We start from the raw sequence: 22,047 nt of genomic DNA, 5'->3' as shown, positions 1-22,047 counted from the left end.
ACCGTCGCGCCCGAGGAGGACCACGCGCGCGCGGCGGTGCCCGGGGCGGCGCCGCCGTCGCGCACGTCCTCCGGGCCGTACGGGGGCCGGGACCCGCGGGCCCGGGACCTGCGGGGCTGGAACCCCGGGGCGCCCGGGTCTAGGATCGTCCGTCTGCCCCCTCCCGAACCGTGGTACCCGCTGAAGTCGCGCGGGCAGCCGGGGGAGGCGCCGACCGCACGGCAACCGGTCGGCCGTACCCACCGTGAGCTCCATCGATCCGCTGCGCCCGCTTCCGGCGCAGCCGGGAAGGTTCGCTGTGCCCGCCACCCCCACCACCGACCCCCTCCAGCGCGAACGCGACCACCTGGCCGCGTCCCGGTCCGCGCTGCGAGCGATGCGCGAGGACGTCCAGTCGCTGGACCTGCGCGACGTGACCGGCACCTGGGTGTCCGCCGCCGTCCTCCAGAACCAGATCGAGGCCCGGATCGCCGCCCTCGCCGACCTCTCGCACACCCCGCTGTTCTTCGGCCGCCTGGACTACCTGCACACGATCAGCGAGGAGCTGAGCGAAGGAGGCGGCGGGGAGAGCTTCTACATCGGGCGCCGGCACGTCCACGACGCCGACGGCGACCCGATGGTGATCGACTGGCGCGCGCCGGTCTCCCAGCCGTTCTACCGGGCCAGCCGCACCGAGCCGCTGGACGTCGAACGCCGCCGCCGCTTCGGCTACACCGGCGGCGAGCTCACCGCCTACGAGGACGAGCACCTGAGCGACCCGGCGGAGGCGGACACCGCCTCCGCCCTGCTCGCCGCCGAGATCGAGAAGCCCCGCGTCGGCCCGATGCGCGACATCGTCGCCACCATCCAGCCCGAGCAGGACGAGATCGTCCGCTCCGACGTGACGGGCACCATCTGCGTCCAGGGCGCCCCCGGCACCGGGAAGACGGCCGTGGGCCTGCACCGCGTCGCGTACCTGCTGTACGCGCACCGCGAGCGCCTCGCCCGGACGGGCACGCTGGTGATCGGGCCGAACAACGCCTTCCTCTCCTACATCGAGCAGGTGCTCCCGGCCCTGGGCGAGCTGGACGTCAACCAGGCGACCGTGCAGCAGCTGGTCGGGCACGTCGAGGTGCGCGGCGAGGACGACCCGCGGGCGGCCCGGCTGAAGGGCGACGCCCGGATGGCCGAGGTGCTGCGCCGGGCGGTGCGCGCGGGCATCACGCTGCCCACCGAGCCCTGCGTGGTGGTCCGCGGCTCCCGCCGCTGGCGCGTCCAGGTGAACGAACTCACCGCGATCATCGAGGAGTTGAAGAGCCGCGAGGTGCGCTACGGCGCCGCCAGGGACGCCCTGCCACAGCGGATCGCGCACACCGTGCTGCTGAAGATGGAACAGTCCGGCGAGGCCCCCGACGACCGGGTGCAGGACGCGGTGGCCCGCAACCCCGCGGTCAAGGCGGTGGCCAAGGAGTGCTGGCCGGCGGTCGACCCGGCGAAGCTGGTGCTGCGACTGCTCTCCGACCCGGAGTTCCTGGCCGCCTGCGCGGAGGGCGTGCTGACCCCGGAGGAGCAGCAGGCGGTGCTGTGGCCCAAGCCGGGCCGCTCGGTGAAGACGGCCCGCTGGACGCAGGCCGACGCCGTCCTGGTCGACGAGGCGACGGACCTGGTGCAGCGCACCCCCTCGCTCGGGCACGTGGTGCTGGACGAGGCGCAGGACCTCTCCCCGATGCAGTACCGCGCGGTCGGCCGCCGCTGCACGACCGGCTCGGCGACCGTCCTCGGCGACCTCGCCCAGGGCACCACCCCGTGGGCGACGGCGAGCTGGCCGGACGCGCTGCGCCACCTGGGCAAGCCGGACGCCCACGTCGAGGAGCTGACCAAGGGCTTCCGGGTGCCGGAGGAGGTCATCGCGTACGCCTCCCGGCTGCTCCCGGCGATCGCCCCGGGCCTGGCCCCGGCGACCTCCGTCCGCGACGCCCCCGGCTCGCTGACGATCCGCCGCCTCCCGGACGCGGAGGCCGTGCCCGCCGTCGTGGCGGCCTGCCGCGAGGCGCTGGAGCACGAGGGCTCGACCGGGCTGATCGCCGCCGACGCCCGGATCCCGCTGCTCGCCGAGGCGCTGACCGCGGCCGGCCTGCCGTACCTGTCCCCCGGCGCCGAGACCAGCGCCGAGGCCCGGCTGACGCTCGTGCCGGCCTCGCTGGCCAAGGGTCTGGAGTACGACTACGTGGTGCTGGACGAGCCGGCCGCGGTGATCGCGGGCGAGCCGGACGAGCGGACCGGCCTGCGGCGGCTGTACGTGGCGCTCACCCGTGCCGTCTCCGGCCTGACGGTGCTGCACGGCGAACCGCTGCCCGCGCAGCTGCGCTGAGGAACCGAGCGGCGGGGGCCGGCCCCACCGGGACCGGCCCCCGCCCTCCTCGCGCGCTCAGGCGTCGATCAGGGCCCGCCACTCGGCGACCTTCGCCGCGTCCACCGGCGTCCGCCAGCCGTCGACCCGCACCGCGCCGCCGACGTGGAAGCCGTCGAAGCCCTCGGCCCGCAGCCCCTTCAGGTGTTCGGCCCGCAGGCCGCCGCCGATCAGGATCCGCTGCCCGTACCCGGGCTCGCCCGCGCGGGCCAGCTCCGCCAGGAGCACCTCGTACCCGGCGTCGACGCCGGCGGGCGCGCCCGAGGTGAGGAAGGTGTCCAGCCCGGGCAGCGCGCCGACGGCGGACCGCAGGGCGGCCCGGTCGGTGCTGTGGTCGATCGCCCGGTGGAAGGTCCAGCGGCAGCCGGCCACCGCCTCGGCGACGGCGGCGGTGGCGGCCAGGTCGACGGCGCCGTCGGCGTGGAGGAAGCCGAAGACGAACTCCTCGGCGCCCTCGGCCCGCAACGCGGCGGCCCGGGCGGCCAGTTCGTCCAGGCCGCCGGGCGCGAAGCCGTCCCGGATCCGGAGCATGACGCGCAGCGGGATGTCGACGGCGGCCCGGATCCGGGCGAAGTCCTCGACGGACGGGGTGAGCCCGTCCGCGGCCATGTCGGTGACCAGTTCGAGCCGGTCGGCGCCGCCCGACTCGGCAGCCTGGGCGTCCTGGGGCGTCAGCGCGATGACTTCGAAAATTGGTCTAGACATATCAGTAGGTTGCCACATCCGGCCGGGCCCGGCGAGCACTTCGCCCCGCCCCCCGGGTCACGCCAGGCTGCGCCCCTTCCCGGAGTCCCCGCCGAACCATCCGCCGAACCGTCCGCCGGGCCCGTCGCCGGCCCCGATCCGGCGCATCGCCACCGCGGCCGCCACCAGGAGCAGCAGCACCGGCGCCGCCATCGGCAGCACGTGCCAGAACCCGCGGCCCTCGCGCCAGATGTTGAACAGGCCCGCGAACATCGTCAGCGACAGCACCGCGACCCCGACGGCCGCCGGCAGCACCCGGCCGCGCAGCGCGGTGAAGGTCAGCAGCAGCGGCCCGATCAGCAGCGCCGCGAACCACTGCATGTCCAGCGGGAAGGTGGAGTCGCCCCAGTGCTGGAGCGCCACCAGCAGCCCGCCCCCGAGGACCGAGGCCAGCGCCAGCCCGCCGGAACGCCAGGAGGCCCTGGGCAGCAACTCCGTCGGCGCCGCGGCCAGCAGCAGCGCCCCCAGCACGAACGGCATGGTGGCCACGCTGCTGTCCCCCACCCCCCAGAGGTCGAATTCCGGCGGCAGCACGACGGCCTGCGCCAGCACGAACAGCGCGGAGACGGCCTGGAGCAGCGAGATGACCCGCACCGCCGTCCAGCGCCCCGTCACGACGGCCACCGCGAGCAGCAGCGCGATCACCGGCGGCGCGATGGTCAGCGCGTACGTGGTGTACGAGGGGTCCCAGGTCAGCCGGCGGGCGGCCCGCTCCGCATCGCTCACCCACGGCACCAGCGCCGCACCGGCCAGCGCCCCGGCGACCATCGGCGCGGCCAGCGCGAGCACCCGCCCGGCCAGCGAGGAGCCGGTCAGCCCGAGCCGCACCCGCAGCCCGTACGCGGCCAGGTCGAACGCCTCACGGGCGACGGCCGAGCGGCCCGCCTCCGCCGTGGTGTCGGCGAACACCGCGGCCAGCTCCTCGCCGCGCTCCCGGCGGTAGCGGGGCGGGTAGAACTGCAGCGCCGCCCGCAGCGCGGTCGAAGGCGCCCCCATCGTCGGTGTGGTCATGGTCATGCGAAGAACCCCCTCATCATCGACTTCCCCTCCGGCTCCGGCTTGCCCTGGAGCGCCGACCAGACGTTCGCGAGACGGCGCTCCGCCTCGGTGGCGACGGCCCGCAGCCGCTCCGCCTCGGAGGCCAGCGCCTCCCGGCCGACGCTGGTCAGCGCGTAGCTGCGCCGCGCCCGCCCGTCCACGACCTCCTCCGCGGCGACCTCGATCAGCCCCTGCTGGAGCAGGCGGTCGAGGGCGCCGTACAGGGTGCCGGTGCGCATCTTGACCCGGCCCTCGGAGATGGCGGCGATCTCCTGGATGAGGGCGTAGCCGTGTCTCGGGGCGTCCGCCAGAGCGGTGAGCAGCAGCAGCGTCGGCTCCTGCATCGAGCGTTCAGTCATACGACTACATATATCGTCAACCTACCTATAGGTCCAGTACTCCCGCCGCCCGGTCCACGACGCGGACCACGAGCGGACTGGGAACGGACCAGGAGCGGGCTGGGAGCGGACCACGAGCGGGCTAGGAGAGCTCCCCCACCGGCGCGACCACCGCGCCCTGCTTGCCGCACACCCAGTGCGGCTCCGGCCCCAGCTCCGGCTCCACGCCGAGCGCGTGCGGGTCCCCGTCGGCGGCGCAGGCGGTGCACAGCGGCCAGCGCCCGTACGCCTCCAGCAGCGCGTCCTGGACGTCCTGGGCGACCAGCCCGAGCACGTACCCGGTGCCGTCCGGCCACTGCTCCAACCACCAGCGGCGGTGCGTCACGGCCTGCTCCACCAGGGAGACGACGGCGGCGTCCGCCACGTCCCGCGAGGTGAGGTCGGCCAGGATCAGCGCCCGCGCGTTGTGCAGCGCGGTCTCGATGTCGTCGGAAGCCATCTGTCCATTCTCCGGTAGAACGCCGTGTGGGCGGCCCCCCGAAGGGGACCGCCCACACGATCAGGAACCAGCCGATCCGATCGGTGCGATCAGGATCAGAAGTCCATGTCACCGCCCGGCATGCCGCCGCCGGCGGCCGCAGCGGCCTTCTCCGGCTTGTCGGCGATGACGGCCTCGGTGGTGAGGAACAGCGCCGCGATGGAGGCGGCGTTCTGCAGCGCGGAGCGGGTCACCTTGGCCGGGTCGATGATGCCCTCGGCGATCAGGTCGACGTAGGTGTTGGTGGCCGCGTTCAGGCCGTGACCGGCGGGGAGGTTGCGCACCTTCTCCACCACGACGCCACCCTCCAGGCCGGCGTTGGTCGCGATCTGCTTGATCGGGGCCTCCAGCGCGACCTTGACGATGTTGGCACCGGTGGCCTCGTCGCCCTCCAGCTCCAGCTTGTCGAAGGCGACCGAGGCCTGGAGCAGCGCGACGCCACCACCGGCGACGATGCCCTCCTCGACGGCGGCCTTCGCGTTGCGGACGGCGTCCTCGATGCGGTGCTTGCGCTCCTTGAGCTCCACCTCGGTGGCCGCGCCGGCCTTGATGACGGCCACGCCGCCGGCCAGCTTGGCGAGGCGCTCCTGGAGCTTCTCGCGGTCGTAGTCCGAGTCGCTGTTCTCGATCTCGGCGCGGATCTGGTTCACGCGGCCGGCGACCTGCTCGCTGTCACCGCCACCGTCGACGATGGTGGTCTCGTCCTTGGTGATGACCACCTTGCGGGCGGTGCCCAGCAGGTCGATGCCGGCGTTCTCCAGCTTGAGGCCGACCTCCTCGGAGATCACGGTGCCACCGGTGAGGATGGCGATGTCGCCGAGCATGGCCTTGCGGCGGTCGCCGAAGCCCGGGGCCTTGACGGCGACGGACTTGAAGGTGCCGCGGATCTTGTTCACGACCAGGGTCGACAGGGCCTCGCCCTCGACGTCCTCGGCGATGATGACGAGCGGCTTGCCGCTCTGCATGACCTTCTCCAGCAGCGGCAGCAGGTCCTTGACCGAGCCGATCTTGGAGTTGGCGATGAGGATGTAGGGGTCCTCGAAGGTCGCCTCCATGCGCTCCAGGTCGGTCGCGAAGTAGGCGGAGATGTAGCCCTTGTCGAAGCGCATGCCCTCGGTGAGCTCGAGCTCCAGACCGAAGGTGTTGCTCTCCTCGACGGTGATGACGCCTTCCTTGCCGACCTTGTCCATGGCCTCGGCGATGAGCTCGCCGATCTGGGTGTCGGCGGCCGAGATGGAGGCGGTGGAGGCGATCTGCTCCTTGGTCTCCACGTCCTTGGCCTGGGCCAGCAGCTGGTCGGAGACGGCGGCGACGGCCTTCTCGATGCCGCGCTTCAGGGCCATCGGGTTGGCGCCGGCGGCGACGTTGCGCAGACCCTCGCGAACCAGGGCCTGGGCGAGCACGGTGGCGGTGGTGGTGCCGTCACCCGCGACGTCGTCGGTCTTCTTGGCGACCTCCTTGACGAGCTCCGCGCCGATCTTCTCGTAGGGGTCCTCGAGCTCGATCTCCTTGGCGATGGAGACACCGTCGTTGGTGATCGTGGGGGCGCCCCACTTCTTCTCCAGCACGACGTTGCGACCCTTGGGGCCGAGCGTGACCTTCACTGCGTCGGCGAGCTGGTTCATGCCACGCTCAAGGCCGCGGCGAGCTTCCTCATCAAAGGCGATGATCTTGGCCATCAGAAGTGGTCCTCCGGGACACGGTCGACTGCTCGGACCAAGGGGTGCCCGCGACGGACGGCCCTGGTGTGCGGGGGTCCTTTCCCCTACCGCTCCCGGGGGCCTCACCGACCCGGTCCGCTGTCACTCTCACGCTGTGAGTGCTAACGCCAATAATTAGCACTCGGGGTGGTCGAGTGCAAGCCCAATCGCGATCCCGCGAGCCGCCCGGGGCGCTCCCGCCGACCCGCGCAACTCCCCGCCGGGGAACGCCGACGGGCCCGTACGACGCGTGTCGCACGGGCCCGTCGAGAAGCGAGTGGTCACCAGCCGTGGGCCGCGCCGAGCTCCTGGGGTCGGAAGGGGGTCACACCGCGGCGCGGACCATGTCCGCCTGCGGGCCCTTCTGTCCCTGGGAGATCTCGAACTCGACCCGCTGGCCCTCCTCGAGGGTGCGGTAGCCGTCCATCTGGATCGCGCTGTAGTGGACGAAGACGTCCGCACCACCGTCGACCGCGATGAAGCCGTAGCCCTTCTCCGCGTTGAACCACTTGACGGTGCCCTGAGCCATTCCGAACTCCCCTAGTGCTGTGCTGGCCCTTCACGCGCCCGCAGGTCGCGGGCCCGGGTCTGGTTTGAAGGCCGGCCCGGGGAACCCCCCCTGGGCGCAGCCGTGCACGCCGCAACCCTCCGCCGGGGGTGCCTGACGGCGCCCTGTGAGCGGGTGATTACGTCGACCGCGGCTGAATGTATCCGGATCGACGCCCTCTGCAACAGGGTCAGCTGCGGGGAATTCCGGCACCACGCCAAGGGGCAGGACGGGCCAAAGCGGGAGGAATTCGGCATTTCACGCCGGACATAGCGGACGGATTACTGCAAATCCCCGCGGGAATTCTGACATCTGCCTGACATGTTTCACGGCCCAGGCACCCGACCGGTCTCAGCGGCCGGACGACCGTCCGGCGATTCGCGGGTGATTCGCGGGTGAGGATGAGGGGAAGCCCTGTTCCCAACCGAGCCACACTCTACTCCGACTTGACCCCGCCATATTCCCGCCGAAATGCGGCCGGCCGCCCGTGCGTACGGAGAACGGAATTCCGTACGCGCGGACGGCCGGTCGGACGAGCGGCTCGGGCGGGGTGCCCGGATCGGGGCGCGGCTCAGCAGCCGCCGGCCACCGCCGGGATGATCGAGACGCTGGCGCCGTCCGCGATCCCGGTCGCCAGGCCCTCGGCGAAGCGCACGTCGTCGTCGTTCACGTAGACGTTGACGAAGCGGCGCAGCTTGCCGGCGTCGTCCAGGATGCGGGCGGCGATCCCCGCGTGGTTCTTCTCCAGGTCGGCGATGACCTCGCCCAGGGTGGCGCCCTCGGCGGCCACCTCGGCGGCGCCGCCGGTGTAGGTGCGCAGGATGGTGGGGATACGGACGTTGGCGCTCATGGTTCTCCTAGCGGACAGGGCCCAGCGGGGTGGGGGGATTCAGGCGGACGCGAGGCCGGCGTCGTGGAAGGACGCCAGGGTCGGGCGGATGACGGCGGTCATCCCGGCCCCGGCGACGGCGTCCAGGGTCTTCAGGCCGTCGCCGGTGTTGATCGCGACGGTCTCCTTGGCCGGGTCCAGCTGGCCGGTCTCCACCAGCTTCTTCAGCACGCCGACGGTCACCCCGCCCGCGGTCTCGGCGAAGACGCCCTCGGTCCGGGCCAGCAGCCGGATCGCGTCCACCACCTCGGCGTCGGTGACGTCCTCGACCGCGCCGCCGGTGCGCCGGGCGATGTCCAGCACGTACGGGCCGTCCGCCGGGTTGCCGATCGCCAGCGACTTGGCGATGGTGTCCGGCTTGACCGGGCGGATCACGTCCTGGCCGGCCTTGAACGCCGCCGACACCGGGGAGCAGCCCGCCGCCTGGGCACCGAAAACCTTGTACGGCCGGTCCTCGACCAGGCCGAGCCTGATCAGCTCCTGCAGCCCCTTGTCGATCTTGGTCAGCTGGGAGCCGGAGGCGATCGGGATGACGATCTGCTCCGGCAGCCGCCAGCCGAGCTGCTCGCAGATCTCGTACGCCAGCGTCTTGGAGCCCTCGCCGTAGTACGGGCGCAGGTTGACGTTGACGAAGCCCCAGCCCTCGCCGGCCGGGTCGCCGATCAGCTCCGAGCAGAAGCGGTTCACGTCGTCGTAGTTGCCCTCGATGCCGACCAGCTCACCGCCGTACACCCCGGCCATGACGACCTTGCCCTGCTCCAGGTCGTGCGGGATGAACACGCAGGACTTGAAGCCGGCCCGGGCAGCCGCCGCGCCCACCGCGCCGGCCAGGTTGCCGGTGGAGGAGCAGGAGAGCGTCGTGAAGTCGAAGGCCCGCGCGGCCTCGATGGCGCAGGCCACCACGCGGTCCTTGAACGAGTGGGTCGGGTTGCCCGAGTCGTCCTTGATGTGCAGCTGCGCGGTGAAGCCCAGCTCGCGGCCCAGGTTGTCCGCCTTGACCAGCGGGGTCCAGCCGGGGTTCAGGTTGGGCTTGGTGGCGACGTCGGCCGGGACGGGCAGCAGCGGCGCGTAGCGCCAGATCGAGCTCGGGCCGGCCTCGATCCGGCGGCGCAGCGCCTCGGCGTCCTCGCTGCCGAAGTCGTACGCGATCTCCAGCGGGCCGAAGCACTCCAGGCAGGCGAAGCTCGGACCGAGCGGGAAGCGGGTGCCGCACTCCCGACAGGACAGCGCGGTGGCGGGGCCGAGGTCCACGGATGCGGGTGCGACAGTGTCGATAGCCATGATGGCGGAGGCCTCTCTCCTCATCTTCCCCGTGGCACGGTCGCGCCACAGGCCGGAATTGGCACCTGTCCCGCCGGGGCCTGTCGACAGACAGCCGCGCGAGAAGGTTGCCGGGACGTCAACGGGCCGTTCCCTCAGTCCCTCTGGATGAGCTTGTGAAATTGTGGTGGTGCTCAACGGCGACCCCGGCGTGCAAAGGTCCGGCCGCTGTACGAAGACTGTATCCGAAGGCGTCAACCCCGAACGGGATCGTCCGCCACGCGAGATGGCGCGTCCCACCGACCCCGCCGAGGAGAGTCCCGTGCCCGCCGAACCGACCCCCGCGCTGCTCCCGCAGGCGGCGTCCTGGCTGCGCCGCCGCTCGTGGAGCGCGGTCGACCGGCCGGTGCACGCCCTGCTGGAGGCCAAGCGCCGGACCGGCCACACGGTCAGCGTGGTGCTGCCCGCGCTGGACGAGGAGGCCACCGTCGGCGACATCGTCCGCACCATCCGCCGCGAGCTGATGGAGCGCCTCCCGCTGGTCGACGAACTCGTCGTGGTCGACTCCGGCTCGGCCGACGCCACCGCCGCCGTCGCGGCCCGGGCCGGCGCCCGGGTGGAGTACCGCGACGCGATCCTGCCCCGGCTGCCCGCCGTCCCCGGCAAGGGCGAGGTGCTCTGGCGCTCGCTGCTGGTCACCCGCGGCGACATCGTCTGCTTCGTCGACGCCGACCTGCGCGAGTTCGACCCGGCCTTCGTCTCCGGCATCCTCGGCCCGCTGCTGACCGAACCGGACATCCAGCTGGTCAAGGCCATGTACGACCGGCCGCTGGAGACCGAGGGCGCGGTGGTCCCGGCCGGCGGCGGCCGGGTCACCGAACTGGTCGCCCGCCCGCTGCTCAACCTGCACTGGCCGGAACTCGCCGGTTTCGTCCAGCCGCTCGGCGGCGAGTACGCGGCCCGCCGCGCGCTGCTCGAACGGCTCCCCTTCCCCACCGGCTACGGCGTCGAACTCGGCCTGCTGGTCGACGCGCTGGAGACGGTCGGGCTGGACGCCCTGGCCCAGGTGGACGTCGGCGTCCGGCACCACCGGCACCAGGACGGCCAGGCCCTCGGCCGGATGGCCGCCACCATCTACCGCACCGCCCTCGAACGCCTCGACCGCACCCACCGGCTGAAGGCCTCGGCCGACCTGGTCCACCCGCTGCTGACCCAGTTCACCCGCGACCCGCAGAGCCGGGAGTTCACCGCCCACACCCACCCGGTGACCGCCCTGGAACGCCCGCCCATGCACACCGTGCCCGAGTACGCGACCCGACACTGAACACCCACCGAAAGGGTTTGCCGCTCCGGAGCCCCGGCAACGTACCAACCATGGGCGATCTCACGACCGAACGTTCGAGTGCGACCGGCACCGCCCCCGTCCTGGTGGCCTCCAATCGGGGACCGGTGTCGTTCGGCACCGCGGACGACGGCACGCTGACCCTCCGCCGCGGCGGCGGAGGCCTGGTCTCCGGCCTCTCCGCCATCGACGACCCCGACGCCGTCTGGGTCTGCGCCGCCCTCGGCGCGGCCGACCGGCAGGCCGCCAGAGGGGCCCCGGACGGCCGCCTCGACCTCGCCGGGCACGACGTGGGCGGCCAGGCCGTCCGCATGCTGGACATCGATCCCGACACCTTCGCCCGCGCCTACAACGGCGTCGCCAACTCCACCCTCTGGTTCGTCCACCACCTGCTCTACGCCACCCCCACCGCCCCCGCCTTCGACGCCGGGTTCCGCACCGAGTGGGCCGCCTACCGCGCCTACAACGCCGCCTTCGCCGAGGCGCTGGCCGCCGAGGCCGCCCCCGGGGCCGCCGTGCTGGTCCAGGACTACCACCTCTCGCTGACCCCTGCCCTGCTCCGCGCCGCCCGCCCCGACCTGCGGATCGGCCACTTCTCGCACACCCCGTGGGCCCCGCCCGAGTACTTCCGGCTGCTGCCCGACGACGTCGCCGAGGCCGTCCTCACCGGCATCCTGGGCGCCGACCGGGCCGGCTTCCTGACCCGCCGCTGGGCGCTGGCCTTCGCCGACTGCTGCGCCGACCTGCTCGGTGCCGAGGTCGACCGGGACGCCATGACCGTCACCCACGCCGGCCGCACCACCCGGCTCGGCGTGCACGCGCTCGGCGCCGACGCCGACTTCCTGCGCGAGCGCTCCCACCGCCCGGACGTCGACGAACGCCTCGCCGCCCTCCGCGAGGCCGTCGGCGGGCGGCGCACCATCGTCCGGGTCGACCGCACCGAGCTGAGCAAGAACATCGTCCGCGGCCTCCAGGCCTACCGGCACCTGCTGCGCACCCGCCCCGAATGGCACGACCGGGTGGTGCACATCGCCTTCGCCTACCCCTCGCGCACCGACCTCGCCGAGTACCGCGCCTACACCGCGCAGGTCCAACGGCTCGCCGAGGACATCAACGCCGAGTTCGCCACCCCCGCCTGGCAGCCGCTGATCCTGCACGTCGACGACGACTTCCCGCGTTCCCTGGCCGCCTACCGGCTCGCCGACGTGGCCCTGGTCAACCCGATCCGGGACGGCATGAACCTGGTCGCCAAGGAGGTTCCGGTGGTGTCCGACCACGGCTGCGCCCTGGTGCTCTCCCGCGAGGCCGGCGCGCACGCCGAACTCGCCGAGGACGCGCTCACCGTCAACCCGTACGACATCATCGCCACCGCCGACGCCCTGCACGCCGGCCTCACCATGCCCGAGGGGGAGCGCGCCGACCGCACCAAGCGCCTCGCGGCGGCGGCCACCGCGCTGCCCCCGCAGCAGTGGTTCCTCGACCAGCTCAACGCGCTGTGAACCAGCTCAACGCGCTCTGAACTCGCTCAACGCGCCGCCGCCCGGCTCAGACCGCGCCGACGGCCGCGCCCAGCGCCGCGAGCAGCTCCACCACGCCGGCCGGGCCCGGGACCACCAGGTCGGCCCGGTCGGCGAGTTCGCGCACCGGCGCGTCCCCCACCGCGCCGCTGCACACCAGCAGCCCCGCCACCCCCTCGCCGCGCAGCTTCTCCACCGCCGCGAAGGCCGCCACGTCCCCCAGGTCGTCCCCCGCGTACAGCACCGAACCTGCCCCGCGCTCACGCAGGAAGCCGGTCAGCGCCGCGCCCTTGTCCACCCCCGGCGGCCGCAGCTCCAGCACCAGCCGCCCGGGCTCCACCACCAGCCCGTGCCCGGCCGCCAGCTCGCCGACCGGCGCCCGCAGCAGCTCCAGCGTCTCCTCGGGCGCCGCCGTGCGCCGGGTGTGCACCGCCAGCGAGCGCCCCTTGTCCTCCAGCCACGTCCCCTCGGGCGCCCCCGCCGCCGCCAGCAGGCCAGGCAGCGCCGCCCGCGCCCCGGCCACCCCGGGGTGCACCGGCGGCGCGGTCACCTCGCCGCCCTCCCAGCGCTCGGCGCCGTAGTGCCCCAGCACCACGACCCCGGGCAGCCCGTCCAGGCCGCCGTACTCCGCCGCCAGCGCGGCCGGCCGACCCGTCACCACCACCACGGCCCGCACCGCCGGCACCAGCGCCCGCAGCGCGGCCGCCGCCCCCGGATGTGCCCGCGCCCGATCGGGATCCGCCACGATCGGCGCCAGCGTCCCGTCGAAGTCCAGCGCGATCACCGCCTCGCCCGGCGCCGCCAGGATCGCCCGCAGCCCGTCCCGCCCGGCAGCCGTGACCGGCGCCCACTTCTCGTCAAAGCCCATGCCCGAGCCCTACCCCGCGGCCCCGTCCCGCTACCGTGCCGCCCGCCGGGCCTCCCGGATCCGGCGCAGCCGGTTCACCAGGACAGGGGCGTGCGCCAGGGCCTCCGGCCGGTCCAGCAGCGCGTTCAGCAGCTGGTAGTACCGGGTGGAGGAGAGCCCCAGTTCCTCCCGGATCGCCCGTTCCTTGGCCCCGGCCGTCCGCCACTGCCGCCCCTCCAGGGCCAGCACCGCCACGTCCCGCTCACTCAGCTCGCCCACCAGGACACCTCCGCCATCACTACGGAGTGTCATTCTCCCGCGTGAGCCGGACACACTGTGCGCCCTCCGGCACCCGGCCGCCCCGGCTAGCGTCGGCGGTATGACCACGCCCAGCTTCGCCGTGCACATCCCCACCGCCGACCTCGAACCCGATCCGCTCGACCCGGCCCAGATCGTCTCCGGCACCCCGGAGGTCTCCGGCCTGGTCCTCGCCGAGTCCCCCGACGGCCGCCAGCTGCGCGGCATCTGGCAGATCACCCCCGGCGTGGTCACCGACGTGGAGGCCGACGAGTTGTTCGTGGTGCTCAGCGGCCGGGCCACCATCGAGGTCGAGGGCGGCCCGACCCTGGAGGTCGGCCCGGGCGACTGCGCCGTGCTGCGCGAGGGCGACCGGACCACCTGGACGGTCCACGAGACGCTCCGCAAGGCCTACGCCATCACGCTCCCCTGACGAGCCCGCCCCTGACGCCCCCGCCCCTGGAGGGCACCCCGGCCCGGGTTCACTTGCGGACCCGGGCCGCCTCCTTCACCGCCGCGTCCTGCAGCCCGGCGAGCGCCTGCTTCGGGTCGCCGGTGACGGCCTGCCCGATCCCGGCCTTGATCCGGTTGCTGACGTCGCCCCAGGCCGGGTCCCCGAACGGGTAGAAGCTGGCGTTGGTCAGCCCGACCGCGAACTGCTTGAGGTCCTCGTGCTTCGGGTCGGACGTCATCTGGTTGAACGCGTCCTGGGTGACCGGCAGCAGGTTGTACTGCTCGTCGAACTTCAGCTGGAACTCGCGGGAGTAGGCGAAGGACAGGAACTTCTTGATCTCGTTCTTGTGCCCGTTGGCCTTGAACGCCATCATCCAGTCCGCGACGCCGAGGCTGCCGGTCTTGCCCACGCCGTCCTTCTTGGGGATCGGCGCCGTCCCGAAGTCGATCTTCCCGGCGGTGGCCATCCGCAGCAGCGTCGGGTGCCCGTTCAGCATCGCGACCTTCCCGGCCGCGAAGTCCTGGAAGACCGGGGTGCGGTTCATCTTGCCCGGGTCCGGATAGGTCAGCCCGGTGGCCACCAGGTTGTTCTTCAGCCAGCTGAAGGTGGCCTGGTTCTGGGTGCTGTCGATGGTGTAGTTGCCGACGTCGTCGGAGAGGCTGCCGCCGCCGCTCAGCGTCCACAGCATGGACTCGGCCGGTGCCTCCTCCGGCCCGAGCGGCAGCCCGTACGGGGTCACGCCCGGCACCTTGGCCTTGATCTTCTCGGCGTCCTGGCGCAGTTCGTTCCAGGTGGCCGGCGGCTGGGTGATGCCGGCCTGGCGGAAGACCGCCTTGTTGTAGAAGAGCACCCGGGAGGAGGAGACGAACGGGATGCCGTACTGGGTGCCGAGCACCTGCCCGGCGTGCGCGAAGGTGTCCAGGAAATTGGCCTGGGTGTCCATCGAGAGCACGTCGGCGGCCGGGTACAGCCGGTCCGCCGCGACCTGGTCGGCGAAGCCGCCGGTCTGCAGCAGGTCGGGGGACTTGCCGGCCGCGATCATGTCGTCGACCTTCTTGCCGATGTCGGTCCAGCTGTCCACCTCGACGTCGACCTTGATGCCGGGGTTGGCGGCCTCGAAGCCGCGCGCGATCTCGTCCCAGTACAGCTTGGAGCTGGTGTCGGCGCTCTCCCCGTAGTCGGCGGCGACCAGCTTGAGGGTGACCGGCCCGTCCTCCTGCCCGCCGCAGGCGCTGACGGCGGTGAGTACCAGTGCTCCGGCCAGCGCGGTGCCGAGGACGCGGGTGGGAACGTGGGCGCGCCTGTTCAACGCGGGTACCGCCTTCAGGGGAGAACTGCGACCGGACGGGGGAATCCGGGAGGGGGGAGGCGCAACACTGCCAAACCCACCGGGCAGTGGTCCACACCACTGTGCCGAGCCCGCCGAGTAGTTATCGAAGTGCGGACGTCATTGCACGATGCGCAACAGAAGGTGAACGGAAGGCGCCCGGCGCAAAGCCGCTCACACTGCCCCCATCTGCGACAAAGCTCACCTACTTTGGACCAGACCAATCCGACAACTGGACTAGACCTCTTCTACCCGACCAAGGGAAACTGTCCTCCGTGAAGCACGTCATCGCACTCGATGTAGGCGGCACCGGCATGAAGGCCGCGCTGCTCGCCCAGGACGGCTCCGTGCTGTTCGAAGCACGCCGACCGACCGGGCGGGAGCACGGCACGGACGCCGTGGTCACCGCCATCCTCGACTTCGCCGCCGACCTGGCGGACGAGGGCCGGGGCCGCTTCGGCGTCGCCCCGCTCGCGGCCGGCGTCGCCGTCCCCGGCACGATCGACGAGAGGAACGGCATCGCGGTCTACTCGGCCAACCTCGGCTGGCGGGACCTCCCGCTGCGCAAGCTCCTGGGCGAGCGCCTGGCCGGGCCCGACCGCGCCGCCATCCCCGTCGCGCTCGGCCACGACGTGCGCTCGGGCGGCCTGGCCGAGGGCCGGCTCGGCGCCGGCCGGGGCGTCGACCGCTTCCTGTTCATCGCGCTGGGCACCGGCATCGCCGGTGCCATCGGCATCGGCGGCCGGATCGAGGCCGGCGCGCACGGCTACGGCGGCGAGATCGGCCACGTCGTGGTCCGCCCGGGCGGACCGCAGTGCGGCTGCGGCGCCCGCGGCTGCCTGGAGACGCTCGCCTCCGCCTCCGCCGTGTCCCGTGCCTGGGCCGCGGCCAGCGGCGACCCCGACGCCGACGCGGCATCCTGCGCCGCCGCGGTGGACGCCGGGGACGACCGCGCGCTCGCGGTCTGGCAGGGCGCCGTCGACGCCCTCGCCGACGGGATCGTGCTCGCCCAGAGCCTGCTCGACCCGTCCACGGTGATCGTCGGCGGCGGGCTGGCCGAGGCCGGTGACACGCTCTTCGGCCCGCTGCGCACGGCGGTCACCGAGCGCCTGACCTTCCAGATGCCCCCGAAGGTCGTACCCGCCATGCTCAAAGACACCGCCGCGTCCCTGGGCGCGGGCCTGCTCGCCTGGGATCTGCTCTCCATGGAGGTGACCGCGTGACCACCGCGGACCGTGACCGTACCGCACTGGCCGGCGCCCGGCTGGTCCTGCCCGGCGGCGTCGTCGAGGGCGGCCGCCTGGCCGTCGGGGGCGACCGGATCGCCGGCCTCGGAGGCGAGAGCGAGCCCGGCGACCTCGACCTGACCGGGTACACCGTCGTCCCCGGCTTCGTCGACCTGCACGTGCACGGCGGCGGCGGCGCCTCCTACGCCTCCGGCATCGCGGAGGAGGCCCTGCTCGCCGCCCGTACGCACCTGGAGCACGGCACCACCACCACGGTCGCGTCCACCGTCACCGGGGAGATCGACGAGGTCGCCCGCCAGGCGTCCGTGCTGTCCGAGCTGGTCGAGGACGGCGTGCTGGCCGGCATCCACTTCGAGGGCCCGTTCATCTCGCACAACCGCTGCGGCGCCCACCGCCCCGACCTGCTGCGCGACCCGGACCCGGCGCTGGTGCGCAAGCTGGTCGACGCGGCCCGCGGCCACGCGAAGATGGTCACCCTGGCCCCCGAACTGCCCGGCGGCCTGGACTCGGTGCGGATGCTCGCCGACCTCGGCGTGATCGCCGCCGTCGGCCACACCGACTCCGACTACGCCACCACGCTGGAGGCGATCGACGCCGGCGCGAGCGTCGCCACGCACCTCTTCAACGCGATGCCCGGCATCGCCCACCGCGCCCCGGGCCCGATCGTGGCGCTGCTGGAGGACGAGCGGGTCACCGTCGAGCTGATCAACGACGGCGTGCACCTGCACCCGTCCGTGCTCGACCTCGCCTACGGCACCGCCGGGGCGTCCCGGGTCGCCCTGATCACCGACGCGATGGGCGCGGCCGGCATGGGCGACGGCCTCTACCCGCTCGGCCCGCTCCAGGTCGAGGTCAAGGACGGCGTCGCCCGGCTGGTCGAGGGCGGCGCCATCGCGGGCTCCACGCTCACCCTGGACGTCGCGTTCAAGCGCTCGCTCACCGTCAACGGCCTGACGCTGAACCAGACCGTCGAGTCGCTGTCCGCCACCCCGGCCCGCCTGCTGGGCCTCGCCGACTCGATCGGCTCGCTGGAGGCCGGCAAGCAGGCCGACCTGGTGGTGCTCGACTCCGAGGGCTACGACCTGGTCGCCGTCATGCGCCGCGGCCGCTGGGTCCTCGGCGGCGAGCGCTTCGACGTGGTGAAGCCCTCCTGACGGCCCGCCGGAACGCCGACGGCCGCCCTTCCCCCACGGGGTCGGGCGGCCGTCTCGCGTTCCGGCTCAGCCGGTCAGCCGGTCAGCCGCTCTGCCGATCAACCGGTCGCATTCGGTTCGAGGGTGATCTGGTCGATCAGGATCGAACCGGAGGGCACGGTGAAGGTGATGGTGTTCGCCCCGGCCTGGAGCTGCGGGAGTATCCAGGTGTTGAACCAGGAGGACGCCGGGTCCTTGCCGGACGCGTAGTTCTTGAAGAGCAGCCCGCTCGGCCAGTCCTTGCCGTTCACCGAGGCGGCGCCCTTCAGGTCCCCGCCGGTGTTGTTGTAGTGCACGTTCAGCTTGTAGGTGCCGGCCGCGGCGACCTCGCCGCTCCAGGTCACCGAGCCGCCCGGCTGGAGCGTCAGGTAGCTGCCGTCGGCGGACTTGGCGCCCTTGACGCCGTTGCCGGACGGCGCGTTCTGGGCCTGGAGCTGGCCCGCGTCCACGGTCAACGGGCCGGCCGGGGCGGTGGTGCTCGCCGAGGCCGAGGCGGTCGGGGACGAACTGCCGGTCGCCGGGGTGCTGGGAGGAGCCGCGGCGGTGGTCTGGGCGCCGCCCTTGGCGGTCTTGTCGCCGTCCGGGTCGCCCGTGGAGAGCGCGATCCCCGCGCCGATCGCTATGGCCGCGACCACCGCGACCGCGCCGATCACCGCGCCCTTGCTCCGGCCGCTGCTCGACCGGTCCTCCCCCGGCTGCGGCCGGGAGTGCTCGGCGTAACGGGTCTGCTGGGTGGGCGCGGTGCCGTACTCGGGCTGCTGTTGCTGCGGCGGGTACGGCTGCTGGCCGCCGGGGTAGCCCTGCTGCGGCCCCGCCTGCTGGCCGTACTGGGGCTGCTGCGGCCGCGGCTGGTAGGGCTGTTGCCCGTACTGGGCCCGGCCGACCTCCATCGGACGGCTGTACGGCGTCCGGGGCACGCCCTGCTGTGGCTCGGCCGGCTGCCCGGAGGCACCCTCCGCCGGGCGGTAGAGGTAGCCGAACGGGTCGTCGTCCTGCGGGGCACCGCCCTCGGGCGCTCCGTTGTTGCCGGCGGTCGTCACGGTGGTCAACTCCCCCATCCGGTTCGCGCCGCCGGGATGCGGGGCCGCCGGCGCAGATCATGGACGCTGTCGTACCCGGGAACCCTACCTGTCCTTTGTGACAGCCGGAAAAGAGCCCTTGACAACCCGTGGGTAACCAGGACCGGCGGGGTTCAGCCCGCCCGTCGGTGCGAACGCTCGCCCCGCGCGCCGCGCACCGCGCCGCCCCGGGCCCGCTTCTCGTCGTACATCCGCTCGTCCGCGGTGTGCAGCACCTCCTCGATACTCATCCCGCAGCCCGCCCAGCCGACCCCGAGGCTCACCCCCACCCGCATCGCCCGGCCGTCGATCCGCATCGGCGGGATGATGGCGCCCCGCAGCCGGTGGGCCAGGTCCTTGGCCTCCTCGCGGCCGATCCCGTCGGCCAGCACGACGAACTCGTCGCCGCCGAGCCGGGCCACCGTGTCGCCGTCCCGGACGGCCTGGCTCAGCCGCCGGGCGACCTCGACCAGCACCGCGTCGCCCGCGTTGTGGCCGAACCGGTCGTTGATCGACTTGAAGCCGTCCAGGTCGCAGAAGAGCACCGCGAGCCCCTTGTCCAGCGACGCCGCGACGCCGGAGCGGAACGGTGCGGACCACGCCTCGCCGCCCGGGCCCTGGTCGGCCGGGACCACCGCGTGCACGTGCTCCCCGTAGCCCGGGGCGAGGCCGTACGGCGGGCCGCCCTCGGGCATCCCGTAGCCGTGCACCGGCCCGCCGTACGGGTCCGCGCCCTCCAACCGGTCGTACGCGGCGTGCGCGCTGTAGGAGTCGGCCGGGTAGCCGTACGGCGCCGGGTAGGCCGGCTCGCCCGGCCCGGCGGGGGCCCCGACGGTCTGCGGCTCGGCACAGAGCCGGCGGCCCAGCCGGGCCTTCAGTTCGGCGCCGTTCGGCAGGCCGGTGAGCGCGTCGTGGCTGGCCCGGTGGGCGAGCTGGAACTCGTGCCGCTTGCGGTCCTCGATGTCCTCGACGTGGGTGAGCAGGAAGCTCGGGCCCTCGGCCGCGTCCGCCACGATCGAGTTGCGCAGGCACACCCACTGGTAGCCGCCGTCCCGCCGGGACAACCGCAGTTCCGCCCGGCCGCTCTCGGCGCTGGTGCGCTCCAGCAGCGCCCGGTCCTCCGGGTGCACGAGGTCGGCGAAGCTCTGCTGGCGCAGCACCGCGCGGGGTCGGCCGAGCAGGCGACAGAGCGCGTCGTTGACCCTGGTCAGCTGGCCGCGCCCGGCGCCGTGCAGTTCGGTGATGGCCATCCCGCTGGGCGCGTACTCGAAGGCCTGGCGGAAGCTCTCCTCGCTGGCCCGCAGGGCCTGCTGCTCCTTCTCCAGGCGGGCCAGCGCGCGCTGCATCTCGGCCCGCAGCCGGGCGTTGCCGATCGCGATGGAGGCCTGCAGCGAGAACATCTCCAGCGCCTCGCGGGTCCACGCCCCGGGCCGCTTGCCGCTGCGCGGGCGGTCCACCGAGAGGACGCCGAGCAGGTCGCCGCCGGCGCTGTACATCGGGGCGAGCAGCCCGTCGGCGGGGTGCCAGTCGTTGGCGTAGACGGGCAGCGGGCCGTCCCCGATCCAGCGCGGGATGTCGCTGGCGACGGCCCAGCCGCGGTCGTACGGCAGGAAGCGCAGGGTGCCCCAGTGGTCGCTGACGCCGAGCAGTCGGTCCCAGGACTCCCGGGAGCCGACCTGACCGAGCAGGACGGAGGGGCCGCCCATGGTGCTCTCCTCCAGCTCCCAGACGGCCGCCACCACGAGGTCCCCGTCCGGGCGGACCAGGCTGACCGCGGCGGCGTCGAAGCCGAGCCCGTGCACCGCACCCTCGACGACGGCCTGCAGCGTGCCCGCCAGGCTGCGGGCAGCGTTGAGGTCCGCCACGACCCGGTGCAAGGTGCGGAGGGTCGCGAGACGGACGTACGGCTCCGACTCGGCTTCCATGCGGGGGCTCCCCGGCTGCTTCGGATAGTTCTTGATTGGTTATCGTCCGATTGCCAGAAGAACTGAATCACAGGGAGCACAGCGTTCGGCACGCTCGGTCAGCAATAGGCCATCACTTGTGACTTAAATCACACGACACTAATGCACCCTTAATCAGCTCATCCGCCCCATAGCGGGACATAAAGCGCTATCGGAATATTTCCCTTGGTCGACCGCATCGGCCTCGCGCTGAAGCCCGCTGCCGCCCGGCAGGCCCCTTGCTTCACTCCTGAGGGTGAGTCCCGAACCCGGCCGCAACCCCGCCCCGTGCGCCGCTGGTCCTACGACCTCGGCCCGATGCCGATTCCGGCGGACGCCGACTACCGTGCGGTACGTGTACTCGTCCCCGCAGCCCGAAGCTGCCTCCCACGCCACGCCCGACGAGTTCCGGGCGGCACTCTCCCAGCTCGCCTCCGGCGTGAGCCTGGTGACCGTCCACGATCCGGAGGACGGCGAGGACGTCGGCATGACCGCCACGTCCTTCCTGTCCGTGTCGCTGGAGCCGCCGCTGGTCCTGATCTCGGTCCGCGAGGACTCCCGGATGGACGAGGTGCTCTCCCGCACCGACACCTGGGCGGTCTCGCTGCTCACCGAGGGGCAGAAGGCGCTCGGCTCCCGCTTCGCCATGAAGGGCCGGCTCAGCGACCGGCTGCTGTTCGCGGACACCCCGCACCACCGCGGCCCCCGCTCCGGCGCCCCGCTGATCGACGGCGCGCTCGCCACCGTCGAGTGCCGCACCGAACAGCGGATACCGGCGGGCGACCACACCCTGCTGCTCGGCCGCGTCCTGGAGGCCGCGGTACCCAGCCCGGCCGGCCGGCCGCTGCTCTACTTCCGCGGCGGCTACCGCGCCCTCGGCTGAGCCGCCCCGGCTACTCGCCGCCCCGCGGCGACTGCCGCCCCTGCTTCAGCTCGGAGCGGCGCCGCTTGTTGGACAACCGGCGCTCGACCATCCCCCGGCTCGGCCTGGTCGCCCGGCGGGACTTCGGCGGCGGCGCGCACGCCTCGGTCAGCACCGCCGACAGCCGGGCCGCGGCCGCCTCCCGGTTGCGCCACTGCGAGCGGAACTCCGAGGCCTGGATCACCAGCACCCGGCCGTCCACCAGCCGCCCGGCCAGCCGCTCCAGCGCGCGCTCGCGCCACACCTCGGGCAGCGCCTTGGACGCCGCCAGGTCGTAGCGCAGCTCGGCCTTGCTGTCGGAGGTGTTGACGTGCTGGCCACCGGGGCCGGAGGAACGCGAGAAGCGCCAGACGAGCTCGGTGTCGGGGACGACCACCGACCCCCGTACGCGGATGGGCTCGGGCATGCGTCCATCATCCCGCGCCCGCACCGCCCGGTCACCCGGTTATCCGCGACG

The 22,047-nt window shown here is 73.2% G+C and carries 21 protein-coding genes and 1 riboswitch; of the genes, 7 read left to right on the top strand and 14 right to left on the bottom strand.

Annotated elements, in window-relative coordinates; genetic code table 11:
- The first annotated feature begins 298 nt into the window (after positions 1–298).
- The gene (locus tag AC07AL_RS11950) at positions 299–2,350 is read left to right on the top strand and encodes a HelD family protein (RefSeq protein WP_363584896.1); all 2,052 of its coding nucleotides are present in this window, start codon (positions 299–301) and stop codon (positions 2,348–2,350) included.
- A 57-nt stretch (positions 2,351–2,407) separates the two neighbouring features.
- On the opposite strand, the gene AC07AL_RS11945 is transcribed toward AC07AL_RS11950, so the two are convergent.
- The 8 genes from AC07AL_RS11945 to thrC form a co-directional block, all read right to left on the bottom strand.
- Complete coding sequence (locus AC07AL_RS11945; protein WP_400808882.1) at positions 2,408–3,094, bottom strand: copper homeostasis protein CutC; 687 nt, start codon at positions 3,092–3,094, stop codon at positions 2,408–2,410.
- A gap of 57 nt (positions 3,095–3,151) precedes the next feature.
- Positions 3,152–4,150 carry a hypothetical protein gene (locus AC07AL_RS11940; RefSeq protein ID WP_363632263.1) on the bottom strand — a complete coding sequence of 333 codons (999 nt, stop codon included), beginning with the start codon at positions 4,148–4,150 and terminating at the stop codon, positions 3,152–3,154.
- The gene (locus AC07AL_RS11935; protein ID WP_363584890.1) at positions 4,147–4,530 is read right to left on the bottom strand and encodes a PadR family transcriptional regulator; all 384 of its coding nucleotides are present in this window, start codon (positions 4,528–4,530) and stop codon (positions 4,147–4,149) included. Before AC07AL_RS11935 ends, AC07AL_RS11940 begins: the two co-directional genes overlap by 4 nt.
- A 121-nt stretch (positions 4,531–4,651) precedes the next feature.
- Positions 4,652–5,008 (bottom strand): hypothetical protein, encoded by a 357-nt coding sequence (locus AC07AL_RS11930; RefSeq protein WP_400808886.1) that lies wholly within the window; start codon positions 5,006–5,008, stop codon positions 4,652–4,654.
- A gap of 95 nt (positions 5,009–5,103) precedes the next feature.
- Positions 5,104–6,726: a chaperonin GroEL gene (groL, locus tag AC07AL_RS11925; protein ID WP_063348228.1), complete on the bottom strand. Its 1,623-nt coding sequence runs from the start codon at positions 6,724–6,726 to the stop codon at positions 5,104–5,106.
- 346 nt (positions 6,727–7,072) lie between these two features.
- Entirely contained in the window at positions 7,073–7,276 is a 204-nt protein-coding gene (locus AC07AL_RS11920) for a cold-shock protein (RefSeq protein ID WP_030289665.1), read from the bottom strand.
- A 589-nt stretch (positions 7,277–7,865) separates the two neighbouring features.
- Positions 7,866–8,144, bottom strand: coding sequence for a MoaD/ThiS family protein (locus AC07AL_RS11915; protein ID WP_363584886.1), 279 nt, complete (start codon positions 8,142–8,144; stop codon positions 7,866–7,868).
- Positions 8,145–8,183: 39 nt separating this feature from the next.
- Positions 8,184–9,464, bottom strand: a complete 1,281-nt coding sequence (gene thrC, locus AC07AL_RS11910; RefSeq protein WP_363584884.1) for a threonine synthase — start codon at positions 9,462–9,464, stop codon at positions 8,184–8,186.
- 17 nt (positions 9,465–9,481) lie between these two features.
- A riboswitch (SAM riboswitch) is annotated at positions 9,482–9,618 on the bottom strand.
- A 171-nt stretch (positions 9,619–9,789) separates the two neighbouring features.
- Here thrC and AC07AL_RS11905 point away from each other — a divergent pair.
- Positions 9,790–10,767 (top strand): glucosyl-3-phosphoglycerate synthase, encoded by a 978-nt coding sequence (locus AC07AL_RS11905; RefSeq protein WP_363632276.1) that lies wholly within the window; start codon positions 9,790–9,792, stop codon positions 10,765–10,767.
- A gap of 50 nt (positions 10,768–10,817) precedes the next feature.
- Positions 10,818–12,284 (top strand): alpha,alpha-trehalose-phosphate synthase (UDP-forming), encoded by a 1,467-nt coding sequence (locus AC07AL_RS11900; RefSeq protein ID WP_363584880.1) that lies wholly within the window; start codon positions 10,818–10,820, stop codon positions 12,282–12,284.
- 46 nt (positions 12,285–12,330) lie between these two features.
- On the opposite strand, the gene otsB is transcribed toward AC07AL_RS11900, so the two are convergent.
- Positions 12,331–13,170 carry a trehalose-phosphatase gene (otsB, locus tag AC07AL_RS11895; protein ID WP_363584878.1) on the bottom strand — a complete coding sequence of 280 codons (840 nt, stop codon included), beginning with the start codon at positions 13,168–13,170 and terminating at the stop codon, positions 12,331–12,333.
- A gap of 30 nt (positions 13,171–13,200) precedes the next feature.
- Positions 13,201–13,461 (bottom strand): DUF3263 domain-containing protein, encoded by a 261-nt coding sequence (locus AC07AL_RS11890; protein WP_363584876.1) that lies wholly within the window; start codon positions 13,459–13,461, stop codon positions 13,201–13,203.
- 67 nt (positions 13,462–13,528) lie between these two features.
- Here AC07AL_RS11890 and AC07AL_RS11885 point away from each other — a divergent pair, with 67 nt between their 5' ends.
- Positions 13,529–13,879, top strand: coding sequence for a cupin domain-containing protein (locus tag AC07AL_RS11885; RefSeq protein ID WP_363584874.1), 351 nt, complete (start codon positions 13,529–13,531; stop codon positions 13,877–13,879).
- A gap of 49 nt (positions 13,880–13,928) precedes the next feature.
- On the opposite strand, the gene AC07AL_RS11880 is transcribed toward AC07AL_RS11885, so the two are convergent.
- Entirely contained in the window at positions 13,929–15,209 is a 1,281-nt protein-coding gene (locus AC07AL_RS11880) for an extracellular solute-binding protein (protein WP_363584872.1), read from the bottom strand.
- Positions 15,210–15,502: 293 nt separating this feature from the next.
- Between AC07AL_RS11880 and AC07AL_RS11875 the strand changes: the two genes are divergently transcribed.
- Both AC07AL_RS11875 and nagA read left to right on the top strand, forming a co-directional pair.
- Positions 15,503–16,450, top strand: a complete 948-nt coding sequence (locus AC07AL_RS11875; RefSeq protein WP_400808893.1) for an ROK family protein — start codon at positions 15,503–15,505, stop codon at positions 16,448–16,450.
- Positions 16,447–17,628: an N-acetylglucosamine-6-phosphate deacetylase gene (nagA, locus tag AC07AL_RS11870; RefSeq protein WP_478317372.1), complete on the top strand. Its 1,182-nt coding sequence runs from the start codon at positions 16,447–16,449 to the stop codon at positions 17,626–17,628. The genes AC07AL_RS11875 and nagA overlap by 4 nt, the downstream gene beginning before the upstream one ends.
- Positions 17,629–17,726: 98 nt before the next feature.
- Here nagA and AC07AL_RS11865 read toward each other — a convergent pair whose 3' ends face one another.
- A complete protein-coding gene (locus AC07AL_RS11865; protein WP_363586584.1) occupies positions 17,727–18,716 on the bottom strand; it encodes a carbohydrate-binding protein in 990 nt (329 codons plus the stop codon).
- A 143-nt stretch (positions 18,717–18,859) separates the two neighbouring features.
- Positions 18,860–20,650, bottom strand: a complete 1,791-nt coding sequence (locus tag AC07AL_RS11860) for a GGDEF domain-containing protein (RefSeq protein WP_363632098.1) — start codon at positions 20,648–20,650, stop codon at positions 18,860–18,862.
- Between the two features lie 373 nt (positions 20,651–21,023).
- Here AC07AL_RS11860 and AC07AL_RS11855 point away from each other — a divergent pair, with 373 nt between their 5' ends.
- Positions 21,024–21,551 carry a flavin reductase family protein gene (locus AC07AL_RS11855; RefSeq protein WP_350885220.1) on the top strand — a complete coding sequence of 176 codons (528 nt, stop codon included), beginning with the start codon at positions 21,024–21,026 and terminating at the stop codon, positions 21,549–21,551.
- 10 nt (positions 21,552–21,561) lie between these two features.
- Here the strand turns inward: AC07AL_RS11855 and arfB are convergent, their stop codons facing one another.
- Positions 21,562–21,996, bottom strand: coding sequence for an alternative ribosome rescue aminoacyl-tRNA hydrolase ArfB (gene arfB, locus AC07AL_RS11850; RefSeq protein WP_363586583.1), 435 nt, complete (start codon positions 21,994–21,996; stop codon positions 21,562–21,564).
- Positions 21,997–22,047: the final 51 nt, after the last annotated feature.

It is taken from the genome of Kitasatospora sp. NPDC043949, assembly GCF_056435365.1.
This window is presented reverse-complemented; position numbering and strand designations above follow the sequence as displayed.

Coding starts and splice junctions, on each gene's coding strand:
- arfB (WP_363586583.1), bottom strand. CDS start 21,996: ATGCCCGAGCCCATCCGCGTACGGGGGTCGGTGGTCGTCCCCGACACC.
- groL (WP_063348228.1), bottom strand. CDS start 6,726: ATGGCCAAGATCATCGCCTTTGATGAGGAAGCTCGCCGCGGCCTTGAG.
- AC07AL_RS11860 (WP_363632098.1), bottom strand. CDS start 20,650: ATGGAAGCCGAGTCGGAGCCGTACGTCCGTCTCGCGACCCTCCGCACC.
- otsB (WP_363584878.1), bottom strand. CDS start 13,170: ATGGGCTTTGACGAGAAGTGGGCGCCGGTCACGGCTGCCGGGCGGGAC.
- AC07AL_RS11940 (WP_363632263.1), bottom strand. CDS start 4,150: ATGACCATGACCACACCGACGATGGGGGCGCCTTCGACCGCGCTGCGG.
- AC07AL_RS11930 (WP_400808886.1), bottom strand. CDS start 5,008: ATGGCTTCCGACGACATCGAGACCGCGCTGCACAACGCGCGGGCGCTG.
- AC07AL_RS11890 (WP_363584876.1), bottom strand. CDS start 13,461: ATGACACTCCGTAGTGATGGCGGAGGTGTCCTGGTGGGCGAGCTGAGT.
- AC07AL_RS11885 (WP_363584874.1), top strand. CDS start 13,529: ATGACCACGCCCAGCTTCGCCGTGCACATCCCCACCGCCGACCTCGAA.
- AC07AL_RS11920 (WP_030289665.1), bottom strand. CDS start 7,276: ATGGCTCAGGGCACCGTCAAGTGGTTCAACGCGGAGAAGGGCTACGGC.
- thrC (WP_363584884.1), bottom strand. CDS start 9,464: ATGGCTATCGACACTGTCGCACCCGCATCCGTGGACCTCGGCCCCGCC.
- AC07AL_RS11915 (WP_363584886.1), bottom strand. CDS start 8,144: ATGAGCGCCAACGTCCGTATCCCCACCATCCTGCGCACCTACACCGGC.
- AC07AL_RS11945 (WP_400808882.1), bottom strand. CDS start 3,094: ATGTCTAGACCAATTTTCGAAGTCATCGCGCTGACGCCCCAGGACGCC.
- AC07AL_RS11935 (WP_363584890.1), bottom strand. CDS start 4,530: ATGACTGAACGCTCGATGCAGGAGCCGACGCTGCTGCTGCTCACCGCT.
- AC07AL_RS11900 (WP_363584880.1), top strand. CDS start 10,818: ATGGGCGATCTCACGACCGAACGTTCGAGTGCGACCGGCACCGCCCCC.